Origin of the sequence: Desulfobotulus sp. (assembly GCF_034006065.1) — a bacterium.
Classification (GTDB): domain Bacteria; phylum Desulfobacterota; class Desulfobacteria; order Desulfobacterales; family ASO4-4; genus Desulfobotulus.
On sequence record NZ_JAVETM010000007.1, the window covers coordinates 63708 to 89571 of the forward strand.

17 protein-coding genes and 1 CRISPR repeat array (1 of these 18 running past the window's edge) are annotated in these 25864 nt (G+C 54.6%); all 17 genes read left to right on the forward strand.

From position 1 onward, the window contains the following. Nucleotides 1-23 precede the first annotated feature (23 nt). The 17 genes from secD (at nt 24) to cas2 (ending at nt 21864) form a co-directional block, all read left to right on the forward strand. Nucleotides 24-1601: a protein translocase subunit SecD gene (gene secD, locus RBR60_RS04810; protein WP_320354745.1), complete on the forward strand. Its 1578-nt coding sequence runs from the start codon at nt 24-26 to the stop codon at nt 1599-1601. Nucleotides 1602-1618: 17 nt separating this feature from the next. Next, nucleotides 1619-2677 (forward strand): protein translocase subunit SecF, encoded by a 1059-nt coding sequence (secF, locus tag RBR60_RS04815; RefSeq protein WP_320354746.1) that lies wholly within the window; start codon nt 1619-1621, stop codon nt 2675-2677. Between the two features lie 63 nt (nt 2678-2740). After that, a complete protein-coding gene (gene ybgF / locus RBR60_RS04820; RefSeq protein WP_320354747.1) occupies nt 2741-3430 on the forward strand; it encodes a tol-pal system protein YbgF in 690 nt (229 codons plus the stop codon). Next, nucleotides 3430-4545 carry a DNA-processing protein DprA gene (gene dprA, locus RBR60_RS04825; RefSeq protein WP_320354748.1) on the forward strand — a complete coding sequence of 372 codons (1116 nt, stop codon included), beginning with the start codon at nt 3430-3432 and terminating at the stop codon, nt 4543-4545. Before ybgF ends, dprA begins: the two co-directional genes overlap by 1 nt. 10 nt (nt 4546-4555) lie before the next feature. Further along, nucleotides 4556-6865: a type I DNA topoisomerase gene (gene topA / locus RBR60_RS04830; protein WP_320354749.1), complete on the forward strand. Its 2310-nt coding sequence runs from the start codon at nt 4556-4558 to the stop codon at nt 6863-6865. Nucleotides 6866-7062: 197 nt separating this feature from the next. Continuing rightward, nucleotides 7063-7803, forward strand: a complete 741-nt coding sequence (locus RBR60_RS04835) for a histone deacetylase family protein (protein WP_320354750.1) — start codon at nt 7063-7065, stop codon at nt 7801-7803. 77 nt (nt 7804-7880) lie between these two features. Continuing rightward, complete coding sequence (locus RBR60_RS04840) at nt 7881-8936, forward strand: radical SAM protein (protein ID WP_320354751.1); 1056 nt, start codon at nt 7881-7883, stop codon at nt 8934-8936. Nucleotides 8937-9107: 171 nt separating this feature from the next. Beyond that, entirely contained in the window at nt 9108-12266 is a 3159-nt protein-coding gene (locus RBR60_RS04845; RefSeq protein WP_320354752.1) for a hypothetical protein, read from the forward strand. 286 nt (nt 12267-12552) lie between these two features. Then, nucleotides 12553-13545 carry a helix-turn-helix transcriptional regulator gene (locus RBR60_RS04850; RefSeq protein WP_320354753.1) on the forward strand — a complete coding sequence of 331 codons (993 nt, stop codon included), beginning with the start codon at nt 12553-12555 and terminating at the stop codon, nt 13543-13545. 279 nt (nt 13546-13824) lie between these two features. Next, a complete protein-coding gene (gene cas3, locus RBR60_RS04855; RefSeq protein WP_320354754.1) occupies nt 13825-15972 on the forward strand; it encodes a CRISPR-associated helicase Cas3' in 2148 nt (715 codons plus the stop codon). 214 nt (nt 15973-16186) lie between these two features. Beyond that, nucleotides 16187-16357: a hypothetical protein gene (locus RBR60_RS04860; protein ID WP_320354755.1), complete on the forward strand. Its 171-nt coding sequence runs from the start codon at nt 16187-16189 to the stop codon at nt 16355-16357. 268 nt (nt 16358-16625) lie between these two features. After that, nucleotides 16626-17279, forward strand: a complete 654-nt coding sequence (gene cas5c / locus RBR60_RS04865) for a type I-C CRISPR-associated protein Cas5c (RefSeq protein WP_320354756.1) — start codon at nt 16626-16628, stop codon at nt 17277-17279. Further along, on the forward strand, nt 17276-19027 hold the full coding sequence (gene cas8c / locus RBR60_RS04870; RefSeq protein ID WP_320354757.1) for a type I-C CRISPR-associated protein Cas8c/Csd1: 1752 nt from the start codon (nt 17276-17278) through the stop codon (nt 19025-19027). Before cas5c ends, cas8c begins: the two co-directional genes overlap by 4 nt. 1 nt (nt 19028) lies before the next feature. Further along, nucleotides 19029-19919 carry a type I-C CRISPR-associated protein Cas7/Csd2 gene (gene cas7c / locus RBR60_RS04875; RefSeq protein WP_320354758.1) on the forward strand — a complete coding sequence of 297 codons (891 nt, stop codon included), beginning with the start codon at nt 19029-19031 and terminating at the stop codon, nt 19917-19919. A 1-nt stretch (nt 19920) separates the two neighbouring features. Beyond that, a complete protein-coding gene (gene cas4 / locus RBR60_RS04880) occupies nt 19921-20547 on the forward strand; it encodes a CRISPR-associated protein Cas4 (RefSeq protein WP_320354759.1) in 627 nt (208 codons plus the stop codon). Further along, complete coding sequence (gene cas1c / locus RBR60_RS04885) at nt 20544-21569, forward strand: type I-C CRISPR-associated endonuclease Cas1c (protein ID WP_320354760.1); 1026 nt, start codon at nt 20544-20546, stop codon at nt 21567-21569. The genes cas4 and cas1c overlap by 4 nt, the downstream gene beginning before the upstream one ends. Before the next feature lie 4 nt (nt 21570-21573). Beyond that, nucleotides 21574-21864, forward strand: coding sequence for a CRISPR-associated endonuclease Cas2 (gene cas2 / locus RBR60_RS04890; RefSeq protein WP_320354761.1), 291 nt, complete (start codon nt 21574-21576; stop codon nt 21862-21864). A gap of 226 nt (nt 21865-22090) precedes the next feature. Next, nucleotides 22091-25864: direct repeats of the CRISPR family, unit length 32 nt; unit sequence GCCGCCCCTCACACAGGGGCGTGGATTGAAAC (it continues 265 nt past the right edge of the window).

The window sequence follows — 25864 nt, forward strand, 5'->3', positions numbered from 1 at the left end:
TGCCACCGGAAAGGATTTGGGCCTTGAAGATACGTTCCTGGAGATTCTATGCCGTTTGTGTGGCGCTGATCCTGGCCACCATTTACATACTCCCGACATTGAATCCCGGCCTGTGGCCATATAAAACCATCAATCTGGGACTGGACCTCCAGGGCGGCATGCACCTTGTGCTGGATGTCCAGGTGGAAGAAGCGCTGGAAAGCACGCTGGAACGCCGCACCTATGAACTGCGCGATCAGATGCGAAGGGAGCGCATCCGCTACAGTTCGGTCCGCAGACTTCCCGATGGCGCCATCGCCGTGCGCCTCACCGACGCCGCAGACGCCGATGCCTTCACGGCCTTTCAGCAAAAAGAATTCCCTCACATGGATATGCGCCGGGTAACCGTGGATCAGGAAGTGGAATTCCGCTTCTCCATTCCGCCCGAAGAACGGGCAAGACTCCGCAAAATGGCCACCGACCAGGCCCTTGAAACCATCCGCAACCGCATTGACCAGTTCGGCGTCAATGAGCCGGATATCCGCGTGCAGGGGGAAAGGCGCATTCTCATCCAGCTTCCGGGCATTGAAGATCCGGAACGCGCCAAGGAACTCATCGGCAAAACAGCCCTCCTTGAATTCAAAATCGTTGAAGACGGCTATGACGTGCAAGACGCCCTCAAGGGCCAGATGCCGCCGGGAACGGAACTGCTCTATGAAATCCGCAGGGACGCCGCAGGCCAGGAAACCGGCCGCATTCCCTACCTTGTGAAAAGACGGGCCGCCCTCACCGGTGCCGCCCTCACAGACGCCAGGGTGCAGTTTGACTCCCGCTTCAACGAGCCCTATGTCTCCATTGATTTTGACAAACAGGGCGCACGCCAGTTTGATCGCATCACAGGCGAAAACATCCACAAACGCATGGCCATTGTTCTCGACGGCAATGTGTACTCCGCTCCTGTTATCCAGGATCGCATCTCCGGTGGCAGCGCCCGCATCACAGGCAATTTCTCCATGGAAAGCGCCCATGATCTTGCCATTGTTCTCCGGGCCGGTGCCCTTCCCGCTCCCGTGAAGATCATTGAAGAGCGCACCGTAGGACCCACCCTGGGGGCGGATTCCATTCAAAAGGGTCTTATCTCCATGGTGGTGGGCGGAGGGCTTGTGCTGCTCTTTATGGCCATCTACTACAAAGGGGCGGGTATCATTGCCGATGTCGCCCTGGTGCTGAACATTCTCTTCATCGGCGCGGCCCTTGCCGCCTTTGGAGCCACCCTCACCCTGCCGGGTATCGCAGGCATGGTACTGACCCTGGGTATGGCCGTGGACGCCAATGTGCTCATCTTTGAACGCATACGAGAGGAGCTGCGCCTGGGACGTTCTCCCATGGCCGCCATCCACGCGGGTTTTGACCGGGCAACCCTCACCATTCTGGACGCCAACGTCACCACCCTCATCGCAGCTCTGGTCCTCTTCCAGTTCGGTACAGGACCGGTCAAGGGTTTTGCCGTCACCCTCTGCCTTGGGGTGATTTCCAGCATGTTCACAGCCCTTGTCATGGTGCGCCTGATCTTTGACGCCCTCTATGCCCGCAAAACCACGGTGACCCAACTCAGCATCTAACAAGGAGATGGCTTTCCATGCAGCTCATCAAACCCGAGACCAATTTTGATTTTATCGGCAAGCGGAAGGCCGCCTTCATTCTTTCCGCAGCCATGATCCTTTTCAGCCTTTTTTCCCTTATCCTTCACAAGGGACCGAGGTATGGCGTTGACTTCGCCGGAGGCAGCCAGATCCTGGTTTCCTTCCAGCAGCCCGTGGACGTGGGTCAGGTAAAAAGTGCCCTCCACCGTATGGGGCTTGACAATACGAGTATTCAGGAATCCCGGGAAGGTCAGACTCACCTGCTTCAGATCCGGACCATCCAGACCTTTGACGCCGAATCCGGCATTCTCGCAGCTCTTCCCAAGGGCCTTCAGGAAACAACGGGTCTGGCTGCGGAAATCCTGAGCGTGGACATGGTCGGCCCTCAGGTCAGCAAGGATCTGCGGTCCCAGGCCCTCTACGCTCTCTTCTACGCGCTTCTTTTCATCATGGTCTATATTTCCGGTCGTTTTGAAATGAAGTGGATACTCAGCGGCGCTGTGGCGGGCGTGTTCATCGGCGTGGTTTATCTTTTTCCCCAGATCATGGAAAACCTGTTTAAGATCACCCTGCCCGTTCCCATGCTCATCCTTGCGGCCCTGATCTTAAGCCTTGCGGTCTTCTGGAAACTGAAGCTTGCCTACGCCATGGGAGCTGCCATTGCTCTGATCCACGATGTCATCATCACAGTCGGTCTCTTTTCCGTACTGGACATCGAATTCAACCTGCCCATCATTGCGGCCATCCTCACCATCATCGGCTATTCCCTCAACGACACCATCATTATCTTTGACCGGGTCCGGGAGAACCTTCCCGGCCGAGGCAAAAAGAGCTTTGCGGCCATTCTCAACCAAAGCATCAATGAAACCTTAAGCCGGACCCTGCTCACCTCAGGCACCACCCTCATTGTCCTCGTCACCCTTTTCCTTCTGGGCGGCGGCATTATCCATGATTTTTCAAGGGCGCTGCTCGTTGGCGTCGTTGTCGGCACCTACTCCTCCATTTTTGTTGCCTGCCCTATACTCTTGCTCTGGCAGAAAAAGCAGGCGACCTGACGCCCATGCACCCGGTCAAGGGGTCTTGGCCCTGCGACCGGGTGTTTTCTCAGGAGGTCTTTCATGTCTATGCAGCCAGGCCTACGGGGTATGCGCATTCTGACGGGATTTCTTTTTCTCGCGGGCTTGCTCTGCGCCTGCGCGTCCCACCAGCCGGACGCCGAATCCATCCGCATCACCACCATGGAAAAGCAGATTGCCCGAAACGAGGAGGTTCTGGCCGATCTTTCCCACAGGCTTTCTGTGATGCAGTTCATGGTGGACAGCCATGAACGCATGCTCCGGACCAGCGCCAGCCCAGCATCCCCCGGAACACCGGAAAAACCTCTCAGCGCGCCCCAGACAATCCAGACACCTCAGACCTCACAGGTCTCCCCCCAGGATCCCGGCAAGCTTTATGAGCTGGCCTTCGCCACCCTCCAGAACCGTGAATACGAAAAGGCCGCAACCCTGTTCCGCCAGCTTGCGGACACCTATCCCGAACATACCCTTGCGGACAATGCCCTTTACTGGCTTGGGGAATGCCACTATGCACGCAAGGATTATCGCGCGGCCATCCAGGCCTTTGAAGAGGTACTGAACCGCTATCCCAAGGGCGGCAAGGTTCCGGACGCCCTTCTCAAAAACGCCTTTTCCCGCATCAGCATCGGCGACAAGGAAGGCGGAAGAACGGTCCTGCGCCAGCTGATCCGGGACTATCCCTTCACCGACGCCGCAGCCAAGGCCGAAGCCCGGCTGAAAACCCTCTTCTGATGACGATCGCAGCTTTTTCCCAGAATCCCGCCATCCTTACCTGGCTGAAGCTGCAATCCGTTCCCGGACTCGGTCCCTTACGCTTTTCCAGGCTCATGGCCGCCTTCGGTGGCGCAGATAGGGCTCTCAACACACCCGCATCCGGGCTTGCCCGTATTTCCGGCATTTCTCCCCGCCTTGCGGAAGCCATTCAGAGCGCAGCCCGTCTGCCGGATGCCCCCTTTCTCGAAGAAATCCGCCAGGCCCGGCAGGCGGGCGTCCGTATCCTCGGCCTGGGGATGGAAGGCTATCCTGAGCTTCTGGCCCGCATTCCCGATCCGCCCCCCGTGCTTTACGTCCGGGGAACCCTTATTCCCGACGCCATAGCCGTAGCTATCATCGGATCGCGAAATGCCACCGTCTATGGCAAGGAGAATGCCTTTTCCATCGCATCCGACCTGGCAAAATCCGGTGTGCTGGTGGTCAGCGGCCTTGCGCGGGGCATTGATGCCGCAGCCCATGAAGGAGCCCTGGCCGCAGGCGGGATGACCCTCGCCGTGCTGGGATCCGGCCTCCATCACATCTATCCGACCCAGAACCGGGAGCTGGCCCGCCGCATTGAGACCGCAGGCGCACTGGTCACGCCCTTTTCCATGAACACCCCACCGGATGGCCCCAATTTTCCGGCACGCAACCGTATCATTTCAGGTCTTTGTCTGGGAACAGCCGTCATTGAGGCCGCAGAACGCAGCGGCTCCCTCATCACCGCAAGGCTTGCGGGCGAACAGGGCCGGGAAGTGTTCGCCCTTCCCGGAAACGTCCGTTCCATGAAGAGTTCGGGTACCCACCGCCTGCTCCGGGAAGGGGCCTGCCTGGTGGAAAAAGCCGAAGATATTCTGAATGAATTAGGAATTTTAAAACAAAAACGCGCTTCAGAATCCCGAAGCCCCGCACAAAATTCTCTTGCCTTGACAGAATCAACCGTGTTTAAAGCTCTGGAAGCCTATCCCATTCATATTGATGAATTGACGCGCAGGACCGGGATGGCAGCGGGCCCCCTGTCCGCCACACTTTTTGCCCTTGAACTCCAGGGAAGGATTGTGCAGTATCCTGGAAAATATTTCGCAACATCATGAAGGATGCACCGTGAGTAAACCTCTTGTCATTGTCGAATCGCCCACCAAAGTAAGAACCCTCAAAAAATATATCGGAGACCGGTATAATGTCACGGCCACCTCCGGCCATATCCGCGACCTCCCCCCCAGGGAGATGGGCATAGACATTGAAAACGGTTTTACTCCCCAGTACCAGACCATCAAGGGCAAGCAGAACATCATCAAGTCCCTCAAAGCGGCTGCGGAAAATGCAAGCGACATCTATCTGGCCCCTGACCCGGACCGCGAAGGCGAAGCCATTGCCTTTCATACGGCGGAAGTACTCAAGAAAAAGGGCCGCCGCTTCCACCGCGTACTCTTCCATGAGCTGACCCAGAACGGTATTGAGGAAGCCCTGAAAAACCCAAAGGAACTCAATGCCCACCGCTACGACGCCCAGCAGGCGCGCCGCATCCTCGACCGTCTCGTGGGCTACCAGATCTCTCCCCTTCTCTGGAAAAAGGTGCAGGGTGGACTTTCCGCAGGCCGGGTGCAGTCGGTCGCCGTGCGCATCATCTGTGACCGGGAACGCCAAATTCAGGCATTTGAGCCCCAGGAATACTGGAGCATCACGGCAGAACTCCTTTCCGGTGAAAGCCCGGCCTCCTTTGAGGCCAAACTCAGCCGAAAGGGGGAGGAAAAACTTGAGATCCCCGATGAGAAAACCTCCGAGGCCATCCTGAAGGACCTGGAGGGAGCCTCCTATACCGTGGAAAAGGTGGTCAAAAAAACCACCAAAAGAAATCCCCAGCCGCCCTTCACCACCTCCAAGCTCCAGCAGGAAGCCATCCGTAAGCTGCGTTTTTCCGCACAAAAAACCATGATTGTGGCCCAGCAGCTTTATGAAGGCCTGGACCTTGGGCCAGGCGAGCCCGTGGGTCTCATCACCTATATGCGTACGGACTCCACCCGCATTGCCGCAGAAGCGGCCAACGAGGCCCTTGATCATATCCGCGCCCATTTCGGCCAGGATTTTGCCGCACCGTCTCCCAGGGCTTTCCAGAATCGCAACAAGGCCCAGGACGCCCATGAAGCCATCCGTCCCACCTCCGTTGCCCACACACCGGAAATGGTCCGCCGTTTTCTCGATAAAGACCAGTTTGCCCTGTATGAACTGATCTGGAAACGTTTTGTGGCCTCCCAGATGAGTGAAGCCCGCATCAACCAGGTGAATGTGACCATCCGGGCCGGAAGCTACGGTTTTTCCGTATCCGGTTCCACCATCGCCTTTCCCGGTTTCATGCACCTTTATATTGCTGCGGATGACAGCGGCCAGAAGGAAGAAAAAAAGCAGATTCTCCCGGATCTCAAAGAAGGAGAAGTTCTCGACTGTAAAGGGCTTACCCCCAGACAGCACTTTACCCAGCCGCCGCCCCGTTTTTCCGAAGCCTCCCTTGTGAAAGAGCTTGAGGAAAACGGCATCGGACGGCCCAGCACCTATGCCACCATTCTCTCCACCATCCGCAACAAGGGGTATGTGGAAATGGTGAACCGCTACTTTCGCCCCAGTGAACTGGGCTTTATTGTGAATGATCTGCTGGTGGACAATTTTCCCGATATTCTGGATGTGGAGTTCACGGCAAAGCTTGAAAATGACCTCGACCGCATTGAAACATCGGAAGTGGCGGCCCTGAGAATTCTTGAAACCTTTTACACGCCTTTCCATGAAAAACTGGAATCCGCCAAAAGCCAGATGCAGAGCATCAAGGGGGTCGGCATTCCCACTGACCTCACCTGCCCTGAGTGCCAGAAAGGAAAACTCCACGTCAAGGTGGGAAAAAACGGCCCTTTCATCGCATGCAGCGCCTATCCGGAGTGTCACTTTTCCAGAAACTACGAGCGGGATGAAAAGGGCCAGGTACGGCTGGTGGAGCAGCCGGAGCTGGACCTGGCCGAAAACCAGGTCTGCGACAAATGCCAGCGGCCCATGGTGGTGAAGCAGGGACGCTTCGGTACCTTTCTTGCCTGCAGCGGTTACCCGGAATGCAAAAACACCAGCAGCGTGAACGCCGCCGCCCCTTCCGGCGCGAGCGGCACAGGTGTCGCCTGCCCCCAGGAAGGATGCACCGGAGAACTGGTGGAGAGAAAATCCCGCAGGGGCAAGGTCTTTTACGGGTGCAACCGCTATCCGGACTGCAATTACGCCCTCTGGGACAAACCTGTGCCCGAAGCCTGCCCGGAATGCGGACATCCCTTTCTTGTGGAAAAAACCAGCAAAAAACTGGGGGGGCACCTCAAATGCCCGGCCGAAGGCTGCGGATTCACCCGTATTCTTGCGGACAACCAAGGGGAAAAGGGTTGATCCTGCTTTCCCCCCCTTGCCCCGGTCTCACCCCGAAAAACGCAGAATCTCTGGGGAATGGAAGATCGGAGCAAGGGAGTCCTTCCTCATTTAAGCCCCAAGGTCATAAATCATAAAAAGGATGCAAAGGCTGCTTCCTGCATGGTAAGTCTTTAGGAAAATTTTCCTTAACCCGTAAGTCCCCCAGGGAGGCACCCATGAAAGTGGTTTTTGACCCCGCCTTTTATGAAGTCTATTCCCGTGATCCTGCAGCGGAACCAGGACGCATCCAGGCCATTGTCCAGGAAATTGAAGATCTTGCCGTCTTCATTGCACCGGAACCCGCCACAGAGGAAGAACTGCTCCGCGCCCACACACCCGAACTTCTGCAGGAGGTTCGCGCCGAAGGCGTCTTTGAAATCGCAGCCCTGGCCGCAGGGGCTGCCATCCTCTCCGCCCGGATGAGCTTCACGGAACCCGTATTCGGTCTCATCCGCCCACCTGGACACCATGCCTCCAGAGACAGCTTCTGGGGATTCTGCTATTTTTCCAACATGGCCGTGGCCCTCCTTGCCATGAAGGCGGAAGGTCGTATCGAAACCGCCCATGTATTGGACTTTGACCTGCACTTTGGCGATGGCACCACCAACATCCTCGGCCCCCTGCCCTGGGTCAGCCTTCACAATCCCATGTCAAGAAACCGCAAGGATTACATGGAAGATGTGTCTTCACGGCTTGCCTCCCTGGAAACGAACCTCATCGGCATCTCCGCAGGCTTTGACCATCATAAAGACGACTGGGGCGGGCTTCTCACAACGGATGATTATTTTCTCATGGGAAAATGGGCCAGGGAGGCTTCCAGGCGCTGCAACGCCGGTCTTTTCGCCCTGCTAGAAGGCGGCTACAATCACAGGGTTCTGGGAAAAAACGCCAGGGCGCTCATGGAAGGCATGGGATAGAAAACCCAGCCTGGGGGAATCAGGTCCTGAAACGCCTGATTCCCCGCACACCCGTCACCCATCAGGAAAAATTTTCCATGGCCGATTTCCTTGCCCTGCAAATGGAGCCCAGCACCTTCTGTACCCTCCAATGCCCCACCTGCCCGCGCACCACCTTTGCGGGGGTCTGGAGAAATACCCATTTTCCCATGGAAAAACTTGCGCGCGTCCTTCCCCTCGCAGCCCGATCCGAGCTTGTGCTCCTCCAGGGCTGGGGAGAGCCCCTCTGTCATCCCCAGATTCATGAAATCATCCGCAGAATCCAGGAAACGGGCACCCGATGCACCCTCACCACCAATGGCTGCCTTCTCGATGAAACACGGGGAAGGGCCATCCTGGAAGCAGGGCTTTCCCATCTCACCGTTTCCGTAAGCGGTGCAAGGCCTGAAACCCACGGGCAGCTCCGCCCGCCTTCGGATCTTTACGCCCTGATGGAACGCATCCGCCGTTTCCGCGCCCTCTCCCTGACTCTGCAGAAACCTATCCGACTCACCCTGAGTTTTCTCCAGCAGGACACCAACCTCCACGAACTTCCTGAAGTCATCTCCCTCGCCCGCCGCTATGATCTCGACGATTGTCTGGCCATCAATGCCTCCTACCTGCCAACCCCGGACCATGAAAAGCAGTGCCCCACCCCCGGCATACGGGCGCGGTGGGCGTCTCTGCGCGCACTCTGGACCTCCATCACCCGGAGCATGGCCTACACCCCGGCTTCCGTGCAGCCCGAAGAAAAACCAGTCTGCGCCAATGCCCCCTTACGCTGCTTCACCATTGGTGCCGATGGCTCCTTAAGCCCCTGCATCTTTCTCCAGCTTCCGCTGAAAAACCCAAGCCCTCCCCATCCGCCCACGGCAGTGATGGGCAATCTTTTTGAAGAGGATTTTGATACCCTCTGGCAGGGCAGACCGTGGCGGGATTTCCGCACCGCCTTTCAGATTCGTCAGGATTTTTACGAAGAGGTGTATGCGGGCATCGACAATTGCAGCGAAGGCAGGCGCAGACTCATGGAAGCACCGGGGATGCTTGCGACTTTTTTTTCTGAACATCCCCCACCCTCCCCCTGCCAGGCCTGCGCCAAGATGCGGGGACTTTAAAAAGATTTCCCTTCTCCCTGCCTGTGAAACCCCATTTGCAGATATTCACCTCCGCCTTGACATCTGCCTGGGTTTGGGATTTAAGAACGAAGATTTTCCGTTCTTACATCCAAGATTTCCTCCACCCCCAGAGCGCACCCGGATTTTTTCCCGGCAGATGCTGGAGATCCCATGGCACACCTCCCATTACACCCTTTTTTTAAGAATCCACGTCAGCGCATCGCAGGCCTCTTTCTCATCCTCATCGCAGGCCTTGGCCTTGCGGCCTGCGAGTCCTCGGTTTCCCTGCCAGCTCCGGACGCCCTTTCCGGCTATGTGGTCGGCGATGCCCCCCTACGTCAGGCCCTGGTGCAGGTTTATGACGCTGAAAACACCTTGCTGGCTTCTGCGGAAACGGACGGAACAGGCTTCTACCACTTCGCCGTTCCCCAACGCAGCCGGTACAGGGTTGTGGCCAAAGGGGCCTTCGACGGAAAGGATCTCAGCGCCCTGTGCAAAGAACGGGAAGATTGTGACCTCACGCCTCTCACCACCCTCACAGCCCATCTGGTGGAAAAGGAGGACTACCCCCTGCAACAAGCAAAAACCCAGGCCAAACGCAGGCTTTATCTCTGCACCTCCTGCGAGGATCCCTTCTCCGCCTGGGCCAAAGAGCTTGCGGGCTTTGACGCTGAACAAAGGGATCCCATTCTTCTGGCCCACCTTCGCGGGGAAATCCGGGAATCGGGGGATTTCGAGGCCTGGATCCTTGAAATGGCTTCCCAGATTCCCAAAGCCTATGACCTGCGACTGGAAGGCAAGGCGTTCCTCACCTCAGAACGGGTTCCCCTCACCCAGGCCGAAGTGCGCTTCATCACAGAAGACCAGGTTTATACCACCACAACCGATGCCTCAGGCCTGTGGACCAGTCCGGAAGAGTTCCGGATCTTCGGCCCCTTCCGCATGGAGGTCTCCGGCGGCTTTTCGGGAAACACCCCCTTTACAGGACGGCTCTCCGCCCATCTTCCTTTCAGGGATCAGGGACGCACGGAAGAGGAAAGCCTGACCCTGATGGCTTCCGTGCAGGTGAACATTCTCAGCTCTTTCATCGACCGCTACATGCGATTTACCGGATCGGACCATACCTCAGCCCTCAGCGTGGTGAAGCGTTATCTCGATATTCCCGAAGATATGGATCTTTTTGGCAGAGGCATCGGCCGCTATTTTTCTCCCTATCTTTTCCTTGAGATCGCCGAAGAGCAGGGCGGCTTTGATTTCACCCTGGATCGCCTGGTTGCGCACATGGATTCCGGAGAGGTCCAGCCCATCTCCGACGCCACCAACGCCAATTATGAAATCCTGGATGTCTCCTTTGGATACAAGGTGTTTGACGGCATTCTCAGCGGCATCGGGTCTGGGGGCGTCAGCTACGCCCTTGGTCTCATTCAGCCCATGCTCTTCAACGCCCTTGGCATTGAAACGGAAAGGGACCGGTTCGAAGGCATCCATACCCGCCTTTCGGATATTTCCGCATCCCTCGATCATCTGGACAACAAGCTGGATACCATCCGGGAGGATATTGAAGACCTGGAAAGCGTTATGAAAGAACAGATTTCCCTGACCCAGGCCCATACCTCCTTTACCAGCATTGAAAGAAACATTGCTGTCATTCACAACGCCTACAATGACCTGAAGGATTTCATCCCCACGGACGGAAGCGGCGTTTCCGAGGATAAGGTCAACACCCTTGTGAACACCCTCCGTCGCCACGATCTGCCGCTGGAACTCCGCCACCTCCATCAGGTGTACTTTGAACCCGTCAACAGTGTGGGAGCCTTTGAGCTTCTCACCCAGGCCCTGGAACAGGGCATTCTCATGGCCGACATGTCGAGAAAGCAGGCGGTACTGGAAAACGCTTACCAACTGCTGGAAACCCGCTTCGTCAACACCATGGCCATTCAGCTCAAGGGTGCCCTCGTTCACGCCAATATCCTGAACTGGGAAGACAAAACGCCCCTCACCACTGACCCCGCCACTCTCCAGGGCACCCGGGCCAAGCAGTTTCTGGACACCGGAGCCGACAGCATCACACGCCGCCTTCAGTATCAGACCGAACTGTTCCTTACCTTTGTGGAGCGCCTGGTGGTGGCCTCCGCAGATACCCGAACCATCGCCCAGCCGCGAAAGGACATGTTTCCCAGCAACACCGGAAAAATCTTCTACACCGCAGACCTCCTTGCCCGCAATTTTCTTCCGGAACATCAGGCTGGTTTTGTCATCCGCGTAATCGGCGATCCTGCCAGTTTTGCCAAATACACCCAGGCTCCAGCCTCCCTGCGCAGCGCAGATTCGGAAGCAACGGAACTTCTGGACCCAACCCTGCTCCGGACCAGCCCCATCCAGTACGCAAAAATCCGGGGAAAAACCATCCGGGAATACCCCGCCCCTCTGCCCAGGGGATATACGGACAGACGCTACATCGGATGGCAGATGGACGCCAAGTACCAATGGCTGTGGAAACCCGTCAGCACCATCCAGGTGGCCAAGATCTACGTGCCCCATGTGGAAGAAAACCTCCACCGCCTGAAAGACAAAAACCTTGTGGTGGTCTATCCCTATACGCCTTCAGATCTCAGCGCTCCTTACACCCGCAAGGATCCCGCCCGAATTCAGTACACAAATCCCAATACCGCAGAAATCACAAACGCAGACAAGGGGCTATTGTACGGACACGCCACCATCATCGCAAGGGAAATACCCCGTTTCCACACAGGTACGGTCTTCTACATAAGAAAAAATCCCGGCTGCCTTCTTTCAAGACAGACGGACTACAATCTCAATGACATGCAGCTCAGCGTGAAGATGAGCGGCGCATGCAGGCGCACCGGCAGCAACTATACCCAGGAACTCAATAACATCGTCACGCCCACAAACCTGAAAATCCTCCTTTCCATGAATCTCATCAACCAGGATACCCAATCAGGAAACCTCCTTTTCCAGGTCAAGGTTCGGGAAGCCTATGAAAACGCCTCCACGGATTCCTATGGCGCTGCCATCAACTGGGGAATGCAGGCCAACAACACCACACTCTTTTCCGACACCTACAGCAAGTCTTTTTTTTACTCCAACCCCGCCAATCAGGACAGGTATACCAACACCACCGCCAAGGAAGGGCGATTCACCTTTTCCGCCAATGAGAACGTTTTGTTACGTTTTTATGCGGACCCTTCCTTCATCCTGACCGCTGCCAGGCTGAATCCCCTTTTTATGGGCCTGAACGATTATTACACCAACAGCAACAAGGCCAATTTTGAAGTCAGCCTCCCCTCTTTCGAAATCCGGCTGAACTGACCCTTCCGAGCATGTCTGGGCAAAAAGGACAAAGGACCGCTTTCAAAAATCCTTTGCCCTTTTTGCCCTTCCCCTCCAGAGTCCTTCCCCCTTCCTTTTTCCCTTGTCCTGCCCCTTTAATGTGATATGCCTACACACAGAAATACAACCCCTGACCCCACAAAACCCCAGGCCGCACGCCTTTTTCAAAGGCCATGAAAGGTTAAAAAACGTCCGCCTTTCTTTTCCAGGGCATGCAGGCCCGCATCCGCCATGACGGCAGATTTCCCTTTTTCAGGAGACCTCCATGAACCAGCTTGAACGCATCTACCGCATCGACGCCCTTCTTCAGACAGGAAAAAGCATTCCCCTTTCCCGCATGGAAGAGGAAACGGAAAAATCTTCCGCCACCCTCAAGCGGGACATCCAGTATATGCGGGATTTTTTCGAGGCCCCCATTCTCTACGACAAAACCACCCAGGGCTATCGCTACAATCCCAAGGCCCAATCCTTTTCCCTGCCCGGATTCTGGCTCAGTCAGACCGAACTTTATGCCCTGCGCCTCCTTCAGGAAGTAACGGACACCGAAGAAAAGGCCGCCATGGCTCCCTTTCTCGTGCCTGTGCGGGAAAAACTGGACAAGGCTTTAAAAAAACTCGGCCACGATCCTGCCCTCATCGCAAAACGCATCCAGGTGATGCCCGTCTACCAGCGCCGCCTGGAAAGGCCGGTTTTTTCCGCCGTATGCCGCGCCCTGCTCCAGGCCCGCGTGCTGGACATCCGTTACCACGCACGGGGAGACAACAGGATGGAAACCCGCCGTATCCACCCCCAAAAGCTCGTGCAGTACCAGATCAACTGGTATCTTGTGGCCTTCTGCGAACTGCGAAACGAGCTACGGACCTTTTCCATGGATCGCATCACGATTATGGGAATGCCGGATCTTTCCGCCCGCATCCTTGAACCCCAGAAAATCCGGGATCATGTGGGCAGTGGTTTCGGAATTTTTGCAGGAAAGGCAGAAAACACCGCCTTTCTGCGATTTTTCCAACCCAACGCCCGATGGGTGAAGGATGAAACCTGGCACAAAAACCAGATCACCCGCTGGGATGGCGACACCCTGCTTTTATCTCTGCCCTACAGCAGCTCCACAGAACTTGTGCGGGAAATTCTGCGCCACGGACCAGGCGTGAAGGTGGAAGCCCCTGAAAGCCTGAAGATGGAGGTGGTGGCAGCCTTAAAAAAAACCTTGGAACATTACGAAGTTAAAGTCCCCTGCGATGAGGCGGCTGAGGCCTGAGGGAAACAGGCATGGAGTCGCAGATAAAAAAGCATAAAAAAACAGCATGATAACAAGAGAGGGGCCAGGGGTGAAGGCTGGCCTTCCCTGGGAAGGCTTGTTTTTCCCTCGAACAGACGCAGGATTTCTCCATGCGGATCCAGCCTTTTTCCTGAGTTAACGGGCATGGCTGAAAAAAGAAAAATCAACAAAAAAATATGGGAGTGCATCATCCTGTGATGCAGTGGGTGTGGTATGAATCACCAAATTATCAAAAAACAACCTGAAAAAGGAGGTTCCATGTTCTACGCGCACTCACACGCTGATCTTCCAAAAGACTCCTGGCAGACTCTGGATGACCACCTGACGGGCGTTGCCCTCATGGCCCGTGAATTTGCGGACAGTTTTAAAGCCGGAGACTGGGGCCATACCTCAGGCATGGGCCATGATCTTGGAAAATATCAGCCGCCTTTTCAGAAAAGACTCGAAGGCTCAAAAGAAGCTGTGGATCACAGCGGCCCCGGAGCCAGATGGATACATGAAACCATCAAAGGATACGGCAAACTCATCGCCTATACCATCCTGGGACACCACGGCGGAATGCCGGACGGTATCTCCGGAACGCACAGGGATCTTGAGGAAAGACTCAAAACCGCCGCAGACATCCGACCTTGTCTGCCCCAAACGCCCCAACTTCCCGCTCTTAAACCCCCCATCCGGATTCAGAATGGATTTCAGGCGGCTTTTTTTACCCGTATGCTTTTTTCCTGCCTCGTAGATGCGGATTTTCTGGACACGGAACGCTTTTTAAATCCGGAAAAATTCCATGCCCGTTCCGGGACACCGCCCCTTAGGGATCTGGAACATGCCCTTACCCGGCACATGCAGGGGTTTCAGGCCAATTCTCCCATCAATGAAAAACGGACTGAAATTCTTAAGGCCTGCCTTGGGGCCACGAATCAGCCTCCGGGACTCTTTTCCCTCACCGTGCCCACGGGAGGCGGGAAGACACTGGCTTCCATGGCCTTTGCCCTGAAACATGCAGGACTGCATCAGCTCAAACGCATCATTTATGTCATCCCATTTACAAGCATCATTGAGCAGAACGCCGACGTGTTCAGGGATGTTCTGGGTGAAAAGGCAATCATTGAGCATCACAGCAATTTTGCACCAGACCCGGAAGAAGAGGATGCCCAGCGTCTGTTGGCCCACAGGCTTGCATCGGAAAACTGGGATGCGCCTGTCATCGTCACCACCAACGTCCAGTTTTTTGAATCCCTCTTTGCCAACAAACCTTCCCGATGCCGTAAGCTCCACAACATTGCAGGCAGTGTGATCATTCTGGATGAGGCCCAGATGCTTCCACCAGCCTACCTTGAACCCTGTCTTGCCGCTTTAAAAGAACTCACGGAAAACTACAGGGCTTCCGTTGTCTTATGTACCGCCACCCAACCTGCCCTGGAAAAAGGCCCCCACTTTGAAAAAGGTCTGAATCCAGAATACATCCGGGAAATTATCCCCGATCCTTTCCATTTCCATGACGCTTTCCGCAGAACAAAACTCACGCTGCTGGGAGATCAGTCCGATCAGAATATGGCCGATGCCATAACAACAACAGAGCAGGCCTTGTGCATTGTGAACACCCGAAAGCGTGCGGCAGACATCTTTTCCCTCCTTGAAGAAGGGGAAAATCTCTTCCATCTCAGTGCCCGTATGTGTCCGGCACACAGAAAAAAAACCCTTCAGGCCATCCGCCGCTGCCTTCACAACAAAGAAGTCTGTCGGGTTATCGCCACCCAGCTTGTGGAAGCAGGCGTGGATGTTTCCTTTCCCATGGTTTTCCGGGAAATGGCAGGGCTGGATTCCATCTGTCAGGCAGCAGGGCGCTGCAACAGAAACGGAGAAATGGAGGGCCTCGGGCAGGTTCAGGTTTTTCGGCCCCAGGATGGGAAAAGCCCAAAAATGTTCCGGAGAAACATTGCCGCAGCAGAGTCCGCACTGCGTCAGTTTGCAGACGATCCGTTTTCACCCCAGGCCATGCACCATTATTTTAAGGAAGCCTACTGGCTTTCCCCGACTCTGGATGAAAAAGACATCATGCCTTCTTTTGAAGAAGGTCGAAAAAGTTTACTTTTTCCCTTTCGTACAGTAGCAGAAAAATTCCGCCTCATTGAAAACGTCATGCAGCCTGTTCTTGTTCCATGGGACGAATATGCCCAGAAACTCATTGAGGATCTGACATGGCATCCTCACCCTTCGGCCCTTTTACGCAAGCTTCAGGCCTATACCGTTCAGGTTTATCCCCATGAATTTCGCCAACTTGGTGAGAAAGGGGGAATCATGATGATCAACGGTACCTATCCGGCCCTGACGGGCCTTGATCCCTGGTACTCAAAAGACCTGGGACTTGAGATCACCGAAGCAGATCACAATTTATTCATTATTTGATGGATATACCTATTGACGTAAAAATTCTTGAAGCTTAGTCTGAAAAAACGGTGGGGATGTGGATTGAAATATATTGGTAAGTTTCTAAAAGACAAGTCGTCTCCACCGTTTTTTCCAAATCTTGACAGGGTTGGATTTGTGTTTATTATTCTGAGCGCAACTAATATTCATATTAGTTAGATTCTAAATAAAAACCATTTTAAAAGGAGCCAAAATGATAATAACAAAAGAACTGACGGTACAGGCACGAATAGTCACAAAGACTGAAACCGATGAAGAAGAACAATCTATCCGTTTATACAAACGGACAAAAACCATCATTCCAAATAATCCAGATATATCTCAGCAAAAAAAAATGCCTATATTGTCTTATAAAATATTTTAAAAAATATCCCGATACTGAGTCTTCAAATAACGCTGACTCAGTATCAATACAAACGGCATACTATTAAATAAAAACAATACGAATAGACAAAACATCCAAACCATAACTTATATTTCAACCCAACAAAAAAACATCAATTTTTTACACATTTTTTAAGATATATCAAAATACCATATGACAAGAACCAACAATAACTTTAAACTGCAAAATAAGACAATAATTTTAAATAACGTATATAGACTTTCAACTAACCACAAAAGGAGGCCCCATGTCCTATGGCTGTCGCATACGGGTGCAAGGGGATTACGGATGTTTCACACGTCCGGAGATGAAGGCAGAAAGGGTGAGCTATGATGCCATTACCCCTTCTGCTGCCCGCGGAATTCTGGAAGCTGTTTATTGGAAACCTTCCATACGCTGGGAAATTGACCGGATTCATGTTCTGAATCCCATCCGTTTTGACAACATCCGGAGAAATGAAGTTAGCGCAAAGATTCCCACAGGCACGGCAAAAAAAGCCATGAAGGATGGCAGCCCCCTCTTCATGGCCGCCGAAGAAAACCGTCAGCAGAGAGCCGCCCTGGTTTTAAGGAATGTGGACTATATCATTGAAGCCCATTTTGAATTTACCGGCAAAGAAGATGTCAACCCCGGCAAACACGCCGATATTTTCAGAAGACGACTGGAAAAGGGCCAGCATTTTCACCAGCCCTATCTGGGGTGCCGGGAATTCCCCGCACGGGTTCTTCCGGCAGAGGAAATCCTGCCCTCCTTTTTTTCCAAGGAGCCGGAAAGGGATCTGGGCTGGATGCTGCACGACATCGACTATCCCGACGGCATGACCCCACGATTTTTCCGGGCAGTCATGAAGCAGGGCATCATCCATGTACCGCCATGGCAATCTGCGGAGGTGCGTTCATGATCCTGCAATCCTTAACGTCTTTTTACGACAGGATGGTGCAAGAGCCAGAATCTGACATCCCACTTCCAGGATTTTCAAATCAGGGCATCCATTTTTGTCTTACCCTTTCAAAGGAAGGACAACTGACTGGAGACCCTATTGATCTTCGTGTCGATGGAAAACCAAGGCAGCTGATTGTTCCCCAAGCAGTCAAACGATCTTCCGGAGTAGCTGCCAATTTCTGCTGGGACAACACAACCTACGTGCTGGGTGCCGATGAAAAAAATAAACCGGAACAGGCCAAAGCCCGCTTTGAGGCCTTCAAAACTCTTTTCCACCTGGTCACCGATAAAAATGAAGATACAGGAGTTAAGGCGCTAAGCCTCTTCCTGGAGACCTGGAATCCAGAAGCAGCGAACTCTTTGCGGTTCTGGGATGAAATGACCGGTTCCAACCTTGTATTCCGCTTGGAAGGAGATAACCTCTTTCTTCACCAACGCCCCGCCATCATTAAAGCATGGAAAAAGTATCTGGAACAGGATAACGATACAAAATCAGGGCATTGTCTCGTGTCTGGGGAAATAGAACCCATCAGCCGCCTACATCCAGCTATCAAAGGAATCCCAGGAGCGCAGACATCCGGTGCCGCCTTGGTGTCCTTTAATCTCCCCTCCTTCACCTCTTTTGGAAAAGAACAAAATCTCAATGCGCCCATAGGGAACACAGCGACCTTCGCCTACACCACAGCCCTTAATTACCTGCTGGATCGCAGCAACCGGAGAAAGATTCAGATCGGTGATGCCACCACCATCTTCTGGGCCGAAAAGACCTCACCCGTTGAAGACCTCTTTTCTTTTATGGTCGATCCTGACCTCATCCATGACGAAGGCTATCAAAGCCAGAGTACGGAACAGGACAAAAAAGAGCTGGAACAAAAACTCCATGCAGTTCTCAAAGCTACGGCCTCAGGCCACCGCCCCAAAGAGCTGGATCAGGAAGACAATCTCTTTTTCATCCTGGGGCTTTCCCCCAACGCAGCCCGCATTTCCGTCCGTTTTTTCCATGTCGCCACTGTCCGGCAGCTTACGGATACCATCGGTCTCCATTACAGACAGATGGAAATTGTCAAACAATACGACAATGAACCAGACTTCATATCACCGAGAAGAATCCTGAAGGCTCTGGCCGTCAGGGAAGATACCAAAAATCTTTCCCCCATTCTTTCCGGCCAGCTCATGCAGGCCATTTTCACAGGCAACTCCTATCCTCGCTCCCTCCTTGCCGCAGTCATGGGACGTATCCGTTCGGAAGGTAAAATCGGCCGCATACGTTCAGGTCTGATCAAGGCCATCCTTATGCGCAACCAAAAAATGGAGATTCCCATCATGCTTGATCCGGAGAACACACAGACAGGGTATGTTCTGGGCAGACTCTTTGCCATTCTGGAAAAACTTCAGGAAGAGGCCGTACCCGGTACCAACGCCACTATCCGGGATAAATTTTTCAGCTCTGCATCCGCCACCCCCCAGAGAACCTTCCATGTGCTGCTGAAAAACGCCCAGAACCACCTCTCAAAACTACGGAAAGATCCTTCAAGCACAGGTCTTTCCATCACAAGGGATAAAATGATCACAGACATTGTGGCCATGCTGGATACCTACCCCGCCATTCTCTCCATTGAAGATCAAGGGCTTTTTACCCTTGGCTACTACCACCAGAAAAAAGCGTTTTTTACTAAAAAATCAACCCCTGAAACCGTGGAGGCATAAAATGACCGCTCTTCAGAACCGCTATGAATTCGTTCTTTTCTTTGACGTGGAAAACGGCAATCCCAATGGCGATCCCGATGCAGGCAACATGCCCCGCATTGATCCGGAAACCGGCTTTGGCCTTGTAACGGATGTCTGTCTGAAAAGAAAAATCCGGAATTTCATTGAGCTTGCAACTCCGGATATTGAGAAGGAAGAAGGAAAGGCCTATCACATCTATGTGACGGAAAAGGCCGTTCTGAACCGCAATCACTTGCAGGGCTATGAAGCCCTGAAGCTCAAACCTGAACCCAAGAAACTGCCAAAAAAAGAAGAAGATGCCCGCAACCTCACCCGCTGGATGTGCAACAACTTCTATGACATTCGGGCCTTTGGAGCCGTAATGACAACAGACGTCAACTGTGGTCAGGTTCGCGGGCCTGTACAGCTGGGTTTTGCCAGAAGTGTGGAACCCATCATGCCCCAGGAAATCAGCATCACCCGCATGGCCGTCACCAATGAAAAGGATCTGGAAAAGGAAAGAACCATGGGACGCAAATACATTGTGCCCTATGCCCTCTACCGTGTTGAAGGATTCGTTTCTCCCCATCTGGCTTCTGATGAAACCAAAGGGACAGGATTTTCTGAAAAGGATCTGGATCTTCTCTGGCAATCCCTCTGCCAGATGTTCGACCACGACCGCTCCGCAGCACGGGGAAAAATGGCAGCCCGCAAGCTTGTGGTGTTTCGTCATGCTTCCAAGCTTGGCAATGCCCCTGCCCACAGCCTCTTTGACCGCATTACCGTCAATCGTTCAGACGCATCCGGCCCGGCCCGTTCCTTTTCCCAGTACGCTATTGAGATCGATCAGGAAAATCTCCCGGAAGGCATCCAGATAGAGGAGAAACTGTAACATGCTTGAAGCCGATTTTCTTCCCGTCTCCGGTATGCAGCACATGATCTATTGTCCCCGCCAGTGCGGGCTTATCCATGTGGATCGGGAATGGGAGGAAAATCGCTTCACCGCCGAAGGCCGTGTACTGCATGAGCGGGTAGATGAAGGCGGAGAACAGGAAAAATCCGGGGTACGCCTCTGCTACGCCATGCCGTTGAAAAGCCTTACCCTCGGTCTTTTTGGCGTGGCGGATTGCGTGGAATTTCACAAGATAGGAAAAGGAATCTGGCAGCCTGTACCTGTGGAATACAAACGTGGAAAACCCAAGCTGATTGAGGCGGATCGGGTGCAGCTCTGCGCCCAGGCCATCTGTCTGGAAGAAATGCTGCATACAGACATACCGGAAGGGTTTCTTTTCTACGCAAGTCCGAGAAGGCGGGAAACCGTTCCTTTTGATGCTTCCCTGAGGGAGCTTACCCGTCAGACGGCCATGGAATACCATGCCATGATGGAAAGCGGCGTACTGCCAAAGGCCAGGTACCGGAAAGACCGCTGTGACCGCTGCTCCCTTTTTGACATCTGTCAGCCCAAAGCCAAATCTGCAAAACTCTGGCTGCAAAAACGGCTTTCCGAGGATCTCATATGAAACCTCTGCAAAACATCCTTTATATCACCAAACCGGGGGCCTACCTTTCCAAGGAAAGGGAAACCATCCATATCCGGCTGGAAGAAGGGCCGGACGTGAAAATTCCCATACACGGAATTTCCGGCATTGTGTGCTTTGGTACAGTGGGCATGAGTCCCTGGCTGATGGGTTTCTGTGCGGAGCGCAATGTGGCAGTAACCTTTCTCACAGATACGGGCCGTTTTCTTGCCAGGGTGCATGGCCCCCTGCATGGCAATGTGCTGCTGCGTCGGGCACAGTACCGTACTGCGGATGTGGCGGATCAATCCGGAACCCTTGCTGCGGCCTTTGTGACAGGCAAGCTCTACAACTGCCGTCAGGCGCTCCTGCGGTGCATCCGGGATCATGGGGAAACCCCTGCCCTCCGTGAAACGGAAAAACTTCTTTCCGGCCGCATACGCACCCTGACTTCCGTAAAGGAGTGTGATACGGCCCGTGGTGTGGAAGGTGACGCTGCCCGAGCCTATTTCTCCGCCTTCCCGGATCTGATCCGGAAAAATGACCCGGCCTTTGCTTTTTCAGGCAGAAACCGCAGACCACCCAAAGATGCCGTCAACGCTCTCCTTTCCCTCTTCTACACCCTGCTTGTCCATGATGTGAGGAGTGCGCTGGAAACCGTGGGGCTGGATGCCGCCGTAGGCTTTCTTCATAAAGACAGGCCCGGTCGGCCCAGTCTCGCTCTGGACATGATGGAGGAACTTCGTCCTGTTTTCTGTGATCGTCTGGCCGTTTCCCTGATCAACCGGGAACAGGTCAGGGCCTCCGATTTTCTGACAAATCCTGACAGTGGAGCCGTTACTCTGGAAGAGGAAGCCAGAAAACGGGTGCTGGCCGCGTGGCAGAAGATGAAGCAGGAAACCCTGACCCACCCCTTTACAGAAGAAGCCATCCCCAAAGGACTTGTTCCCTTCATTCAGGCAAGGCTGCTAGCCCGGCACCTGCGGGGGGATCTGGATGGCTATCCTCCCTTTCTCTGGAGGTGACCCCATGATGGTGCTGGTAAGCTACGATGTGAAAACCGGAGATGCCGCTGGCAGAAGACGTCTCCGTCGTGTGGCAAAAACCCTTGAAGATTACGGGCAGCGTGTCCAGTATTCCGTGTTCGAGTGCTCCGTCGATCCAACCCTCTGGGTAAAACTGAAAAATCTGCTGCTGAAAGAAATCGAACCGATAGAAGACAGTCTGCGCTTTTACTACATGGGAAAGAACTGGAAACCCAAGGTGGAGCATGTTGGAGCCAAGCCCAGTCTGGATATGAATGGACCTCTGATTTTCTGAGGTTTGCGAGAGGGTAGCGGTCTAAAGTTCTTGCCTCAAAAAAAGCTGTACTTCTGGAGACTTAGGGCGGATATTTGAAAGAGGTTCGCGTTACAAAATAAGGCTATAAAAACAGGGAAAAATAGAAAATCAAGCCGTTTGGACTGCGCTTTTAAACTGTTGGGAAAGGAGGTTCGCGGACAAATTACCTGAACTTCTTGTTTTAATTTAGGTTTATAGTATTACAGCCGCCCCTCACACAGGGGCGTGGATTGAAACAAAATATAGAAGACAAGTATTGACAGGAGCCGTTGCCGCCCCTCACACAGGGGCGTGGATTGAAACTCAAACCTGTATCTGCGGCACCATCAAGAAAAAGGCCGCCCCTCACACAGGGGCGTGGATTGAAACCGGTGCGGCCCCTGCTGCTGGCCGTGCAAGTGTAGCCGCCCCTCACACAGGGGCGTGGATTGAAACAGGTTCTACACCATATGCAAAGCGGACAGAAAATGCCGCCCCTCACACAGGGGCGTGGATTGAAACAGGAATATTCGTGGGGAAAATCAGCAACATCAGGCCGCCCCTCACACAGGGGCGTGGATTGAAACTCTCGTGGAAAAAAACCCGGCATTAGCAGATAGGCCGCCCCTCACACAGGGGCGTGGATTGAAACAGACGAAGACTTTTATAAAACGTGTATTGCTAATGCCGCCCCTCACACAGGGGCGTGGATTGAAACCGTAAAAACAAGTCATTTACACTGATGAGGTTCCGCCGCCCCTCACACAGGGGCGTGGATTGAAACACCTGATACTGGGGTGATACTGGGGTGACCTTCGCCGCCCCTCACACAGGGGCGTGGATTGAAACTTTTAACATCTTTTTCCTTTCACCTACATAAAGGGCCGCCCCTCACACAGGGGCGTGGATTGAAACGCCCGTGCCGCCGCAGACATAAAGAGGTTTTTCGCCGCCCCTCACACAGGGGCGTGGATTGAAACACCTGATACTGGGGTGATACTGGGGTGACCTTCGCCGCCCCTCACACAGGGGCGTGGATTGAAACTTGCCAGAAGCAAATCTACGGCCTACAAACGTCTGCCGCCCCTCACACAGGGGCGTGGATTGAAACACAAAAGAAATATCCTGTGAACTCTACTCATACGCCGCCCCTCACACAGGGGCGTGGATTGAAACCGGGATTCCTCTAGGGAAAAATCCCTTCAAAAAAGCCGCCCCTCACACAGGGGCGTGGATTGAAACCATTTTGCTTCTTGTGCCTGAGGCTATGGCATGCCGCCCCTCACACAGGGGCGTGGATTGAAACTCCCATGATTTTAAGGAAACGGACGGTCAGCAGATGCCGCCCCTCACACAGGGGCGTGGATTGAAACTCGCGTGCGGACGCGTAAGGTTCCAACATTATCGCCGCCCCTCACACAGGGGCGTGGATTGAAACCCGGAACAGTGGTGGGCAGGGTCAGGGTGGCGGGCGCCGCCCCTCACACAGGGGCGTGGATTGAAACAAAGGCGTGAGCAGCAGGGGGCAGACGGGAACAAGCCGCCCCTCACACAGGGGCGTGGATTGAAACTCGATAATATTTTGGATGAGAGAACAAAGGCGGGCCGCCCCTCACACAGGGGCGTGGATTGAAACTCGATAATATTTTGGATGAGAGAACAAAGGCGGGCCGCCCCTCACACAGGGGCGTGGATTGAAACCGTAGTAGTCGCAGATTCCCTGGCCCGGATATACGCCGCCCCTCACACAGGGGCGTGGATTGAAACACGGAATAGCGCTCCAGAAGTCGCTGCATAAATGCCGCCCCTCACACAGGGGCGTGGATTGAAACCGTATGTGTATAAGTCTGCATGGTCTTGGCGTCGGCCGCCCCTCACACAGGGGCGTGGATTGAAACTCGTACAGCCGGGCAATCGTTGTAACTGAGTATGGCCGCCCCTCACACAGGGGCGTGGATTGAAACTCCCGCTGGCGTATCCGCATCAAATACCCCGAGGCCGCCCCTCACACAGGGGCGTGGATTGAAACAAGCCGAAACGCCCCTTTATTTTGGGGCGTCCTGGCCGCCCCTCACACAGGGGCGTGGATTGAAACAGAGACCTGCTGCAAGTCATCATCCAGCATCTGCGCCGCCCCTCACACAGGGGCGTGGATTGAAACGGAGAGCTCGCAACGGGTGGCCAGAGGCGGCATGTGCCGCCCCTCACACAGGGGCGTGGATTGAAACTCCCGCCCGCCTGGGCCGTCTCATAATGACCGATGCCGCCCCTCACACAGGGGCGTGGATTGAAACTCCAAAAGGACGTCCCCATCCCCGTCGCACTCAGGCCGCCCCTCACACAGGGGCGTGGATTGAAACGGAAAGCCTCCTGCCCCCGCTCCAGAGTGCGGGGCCGCCCCTCACACAGGGGCGTGGATTGAAACCAAGGGCCGCCGAGTCGGAGCACCCGCGCTGTGGGCCGCCCCTCACACAGGGGCGTGGATTGAAACTTTTAACATCTTTTTTCTTTCACCTGCATAAAGGCCGCCCCTCACACAGGGGCGTGGATTGAAACGTCCGCAGTCATGTAGGAGACCCTTTTGTAGCCGCCGCCCCTCACACAGGGGCGTGGATTGAAACGGGCGGAAGCCCTCGACCATGTGGGTGGCATCGGCCGCCCCTCACACAGGGGCGTGGATTGAAACTGCCTGAGGTTATATCATGGGTTTTTCGGCAGCAGGCCGCCCCTCACACAGGGGCGTGGATTGAAACCGAGGTAGCAAAAGACAGGCTGGCCCCCATGTTCCGCCGCCCCTCACACAGGGGCGTGGATTGAAACATGGATCACCTCCTTGAGGTTTTGGAGCCGGTCGTGCCGCCCCTCACACAGGGGCGTGGATTGAAACCTCATGACATAATATATTGGAATAAAATATAGGGCCGCCCCTCACACAGGGGCGTGGATTGAAACAGCCAGCCATGACTGTCGTTCTTCTCGCGTAAGGCCGCCCCTCACACAGGGGCGTGGATTGAAACAGGGGGTAATACAATAACGTGATCCGTGAGGGGGGCCGCCCCTCACACAGGGGCGTGGATTGAAACCGATACGCCTCCGCCATCACCGCCTGTGCCATGGCCGCCCCTCACACAGGGGCGTGGATTGAAACATCACAGCGGTCAGGGCTAAACTGATCCCGGAGGCCGCCCCTCACACAGGGGCGTGGATTGAAACAGCGATGACTAGGCTAAGCAAGGCCTTCTGGCTGGCCGCCCCTCACACAGGGGCGTGGATTGAAACCTCCTACCCTGCCGCCCCGAGGGCTGAGGGATTGGCCGCCCCTCACACAGGGGCGTGGATTGAAACTCCTTTCCCGGACTCTGACCGGGCTTTTGCGTTGCCGCCCCTCACACAGGGGCGTGGATTGAAACTCTTCACAACGGTAAAATTTGGCCAGACAACACTGGCCGCCCCTCACACAGGGGCGTGGATTGAAACCACTGCCCGTGGACGTCCCGGTACTCATGACAGAGGCCGCCCCTCACACAGGGGCGTGGATTGAAACCTCCGGTTGCTACAAACCAGAGCTGCTCCGGAGAGGCCGCCCCTCACACAGGGGCGTGGATTGAAACAGGTGTCCCCCCTCGTACATTGCGAGCGATCTTCGCCGCCCCTCACACAGGGGCGTGGATTGAAACGGCTGGGGTGCTCCCGGCTTTTGCTGCTGCCGGGCCGCCCCTCACACAGGGGCGTGGATTGAAACAAGCCATTAAGCATATCCCGATCCACAGTCTCAGGCCGCCCCTCACACAGGGGCGTGGATTGAAACCGGAGAGTCAGGAGCGCCATTTTCCAGCGCGTCGCCGCCCCTCACACAGGGGCGTGGATTGAAACCTCCTACCCTGCCGCCCCGAGGGCTGAGGGATTGGCCGCCCCTCACACAGGGGCGTGGATTGAAACCGGAGAGTCAGGAGCGCCATTTTCCAGCGCGTCGCCGCCCCTCACACAGGGGCGTGGATTG

What these genes read in the sequence shown, in the direction of transcription:
- cas8c (WP_320354757.1), top strand. Translation starts at nt 17,276, where the DNA reads ATGATCCTGCAATCCTTAACGTCTTTTTACGACAGGATGGTGCAAGAG.
- secF (WP_320354746.1), top strand. Translation starts at nt 1,619, where the DNA reads ATGCAGCTCATCAAACCCGAGACCAATTTTGATTTTATCGGCAAGCGG.
- ybgF (WP_320354747.1), top strand. Translation starts at nt 2,741, where the DNA reads ATGTCTATGCAGCCAGGCCTACGGGGTATGCGCATTCTGACGGGATTT.
- cas1c (WP_320354760.1), top strand. Translation starts at nt 20,544, where the DNA reads ATGAAACCTCTGCAAAACATCCTTTATATCACCAAACCGGGGGCCTAC.
- cas5c (WP_320354756.1), top strand. Translation starts at nt 16,626, where the DNA reads ATGTCCTATGGCTGTCGCATACGGGTGCAAGGGGATTACGGATGTTTC.
- RBR60_RS04835 (WP_320354750.1), top strand. Translation starts at nt 7,063, where the DNA reads ATGAAAGTGGTTTTTGACCCCGCCTTTTATGAAGTCTATTCCCGTGAT.
- cas2 (WP_320354761.1), top strand. Translation starts at nt 21,574, where the DNA reads ATGATGGTGCTGGTAAGCTACGATGTGAAAACCGGAGATGCCGCTGGC.
- cas4 (WP_320354759.1), top strand. Translation starts at nt 19,921, where the DNA reads ATGCTTGAAGCCGATTTTCTTCCCGTCTCCGGTATGCAGCACATGATC.
- RBR60_RS04845 (WP_320354752.1), top strand. Translation starts at nt 9,108, where the DNA reads ATGGCACACCTCCCATTACACCCTTTTTTTAAGAATCCACGTCAGCGC.
- cas7c (WP_320354758.1), top strand. Translation starts at nt 19,029, where the DNA reads ATGACCGCTCTTCAGAACCGCTATGAATTCGTTCTTTTCTTTGACGTG.
- RBR60_RS04840 (WP_320354751.1), top strand. Translation starts at nt 7,881, where the DNA reads ATGGCCGATTTCCTTGCCCTGCAAATGGAGCCCAGCACCTTCTGTACC.
- dprA (WP_320354748.1), top strand. Translation starts at nt 3,430, where the DNA reads ATGACGATCGCAGCTTTTTCCCAGAATCCCGCCATCCTTACCTGGCTG.
- RBR60_RS04860 (WP_320354755.1), top strand. Translation starts at nt 16,187, where the DNA reads ATGATAATAACAAAAGAACTGACGGTACAGGCACGAATAGTCACAAAG.
- cas3 (WP_320354754.1), top strand. Translation starts at nt 13,825, where the DNA reads ATGTTCTACGCGCACTCACACGCTGATCTTCCAAAAGACTCCTGGCAG.
- RBR60_RS04850 (WP_320354753.1), top strand. Translation starts at nt 12,553, where the DNA reads ATGAACCAGCTTGAACGCATCTACCGCATCGACGCCCTTCTTCAGACA.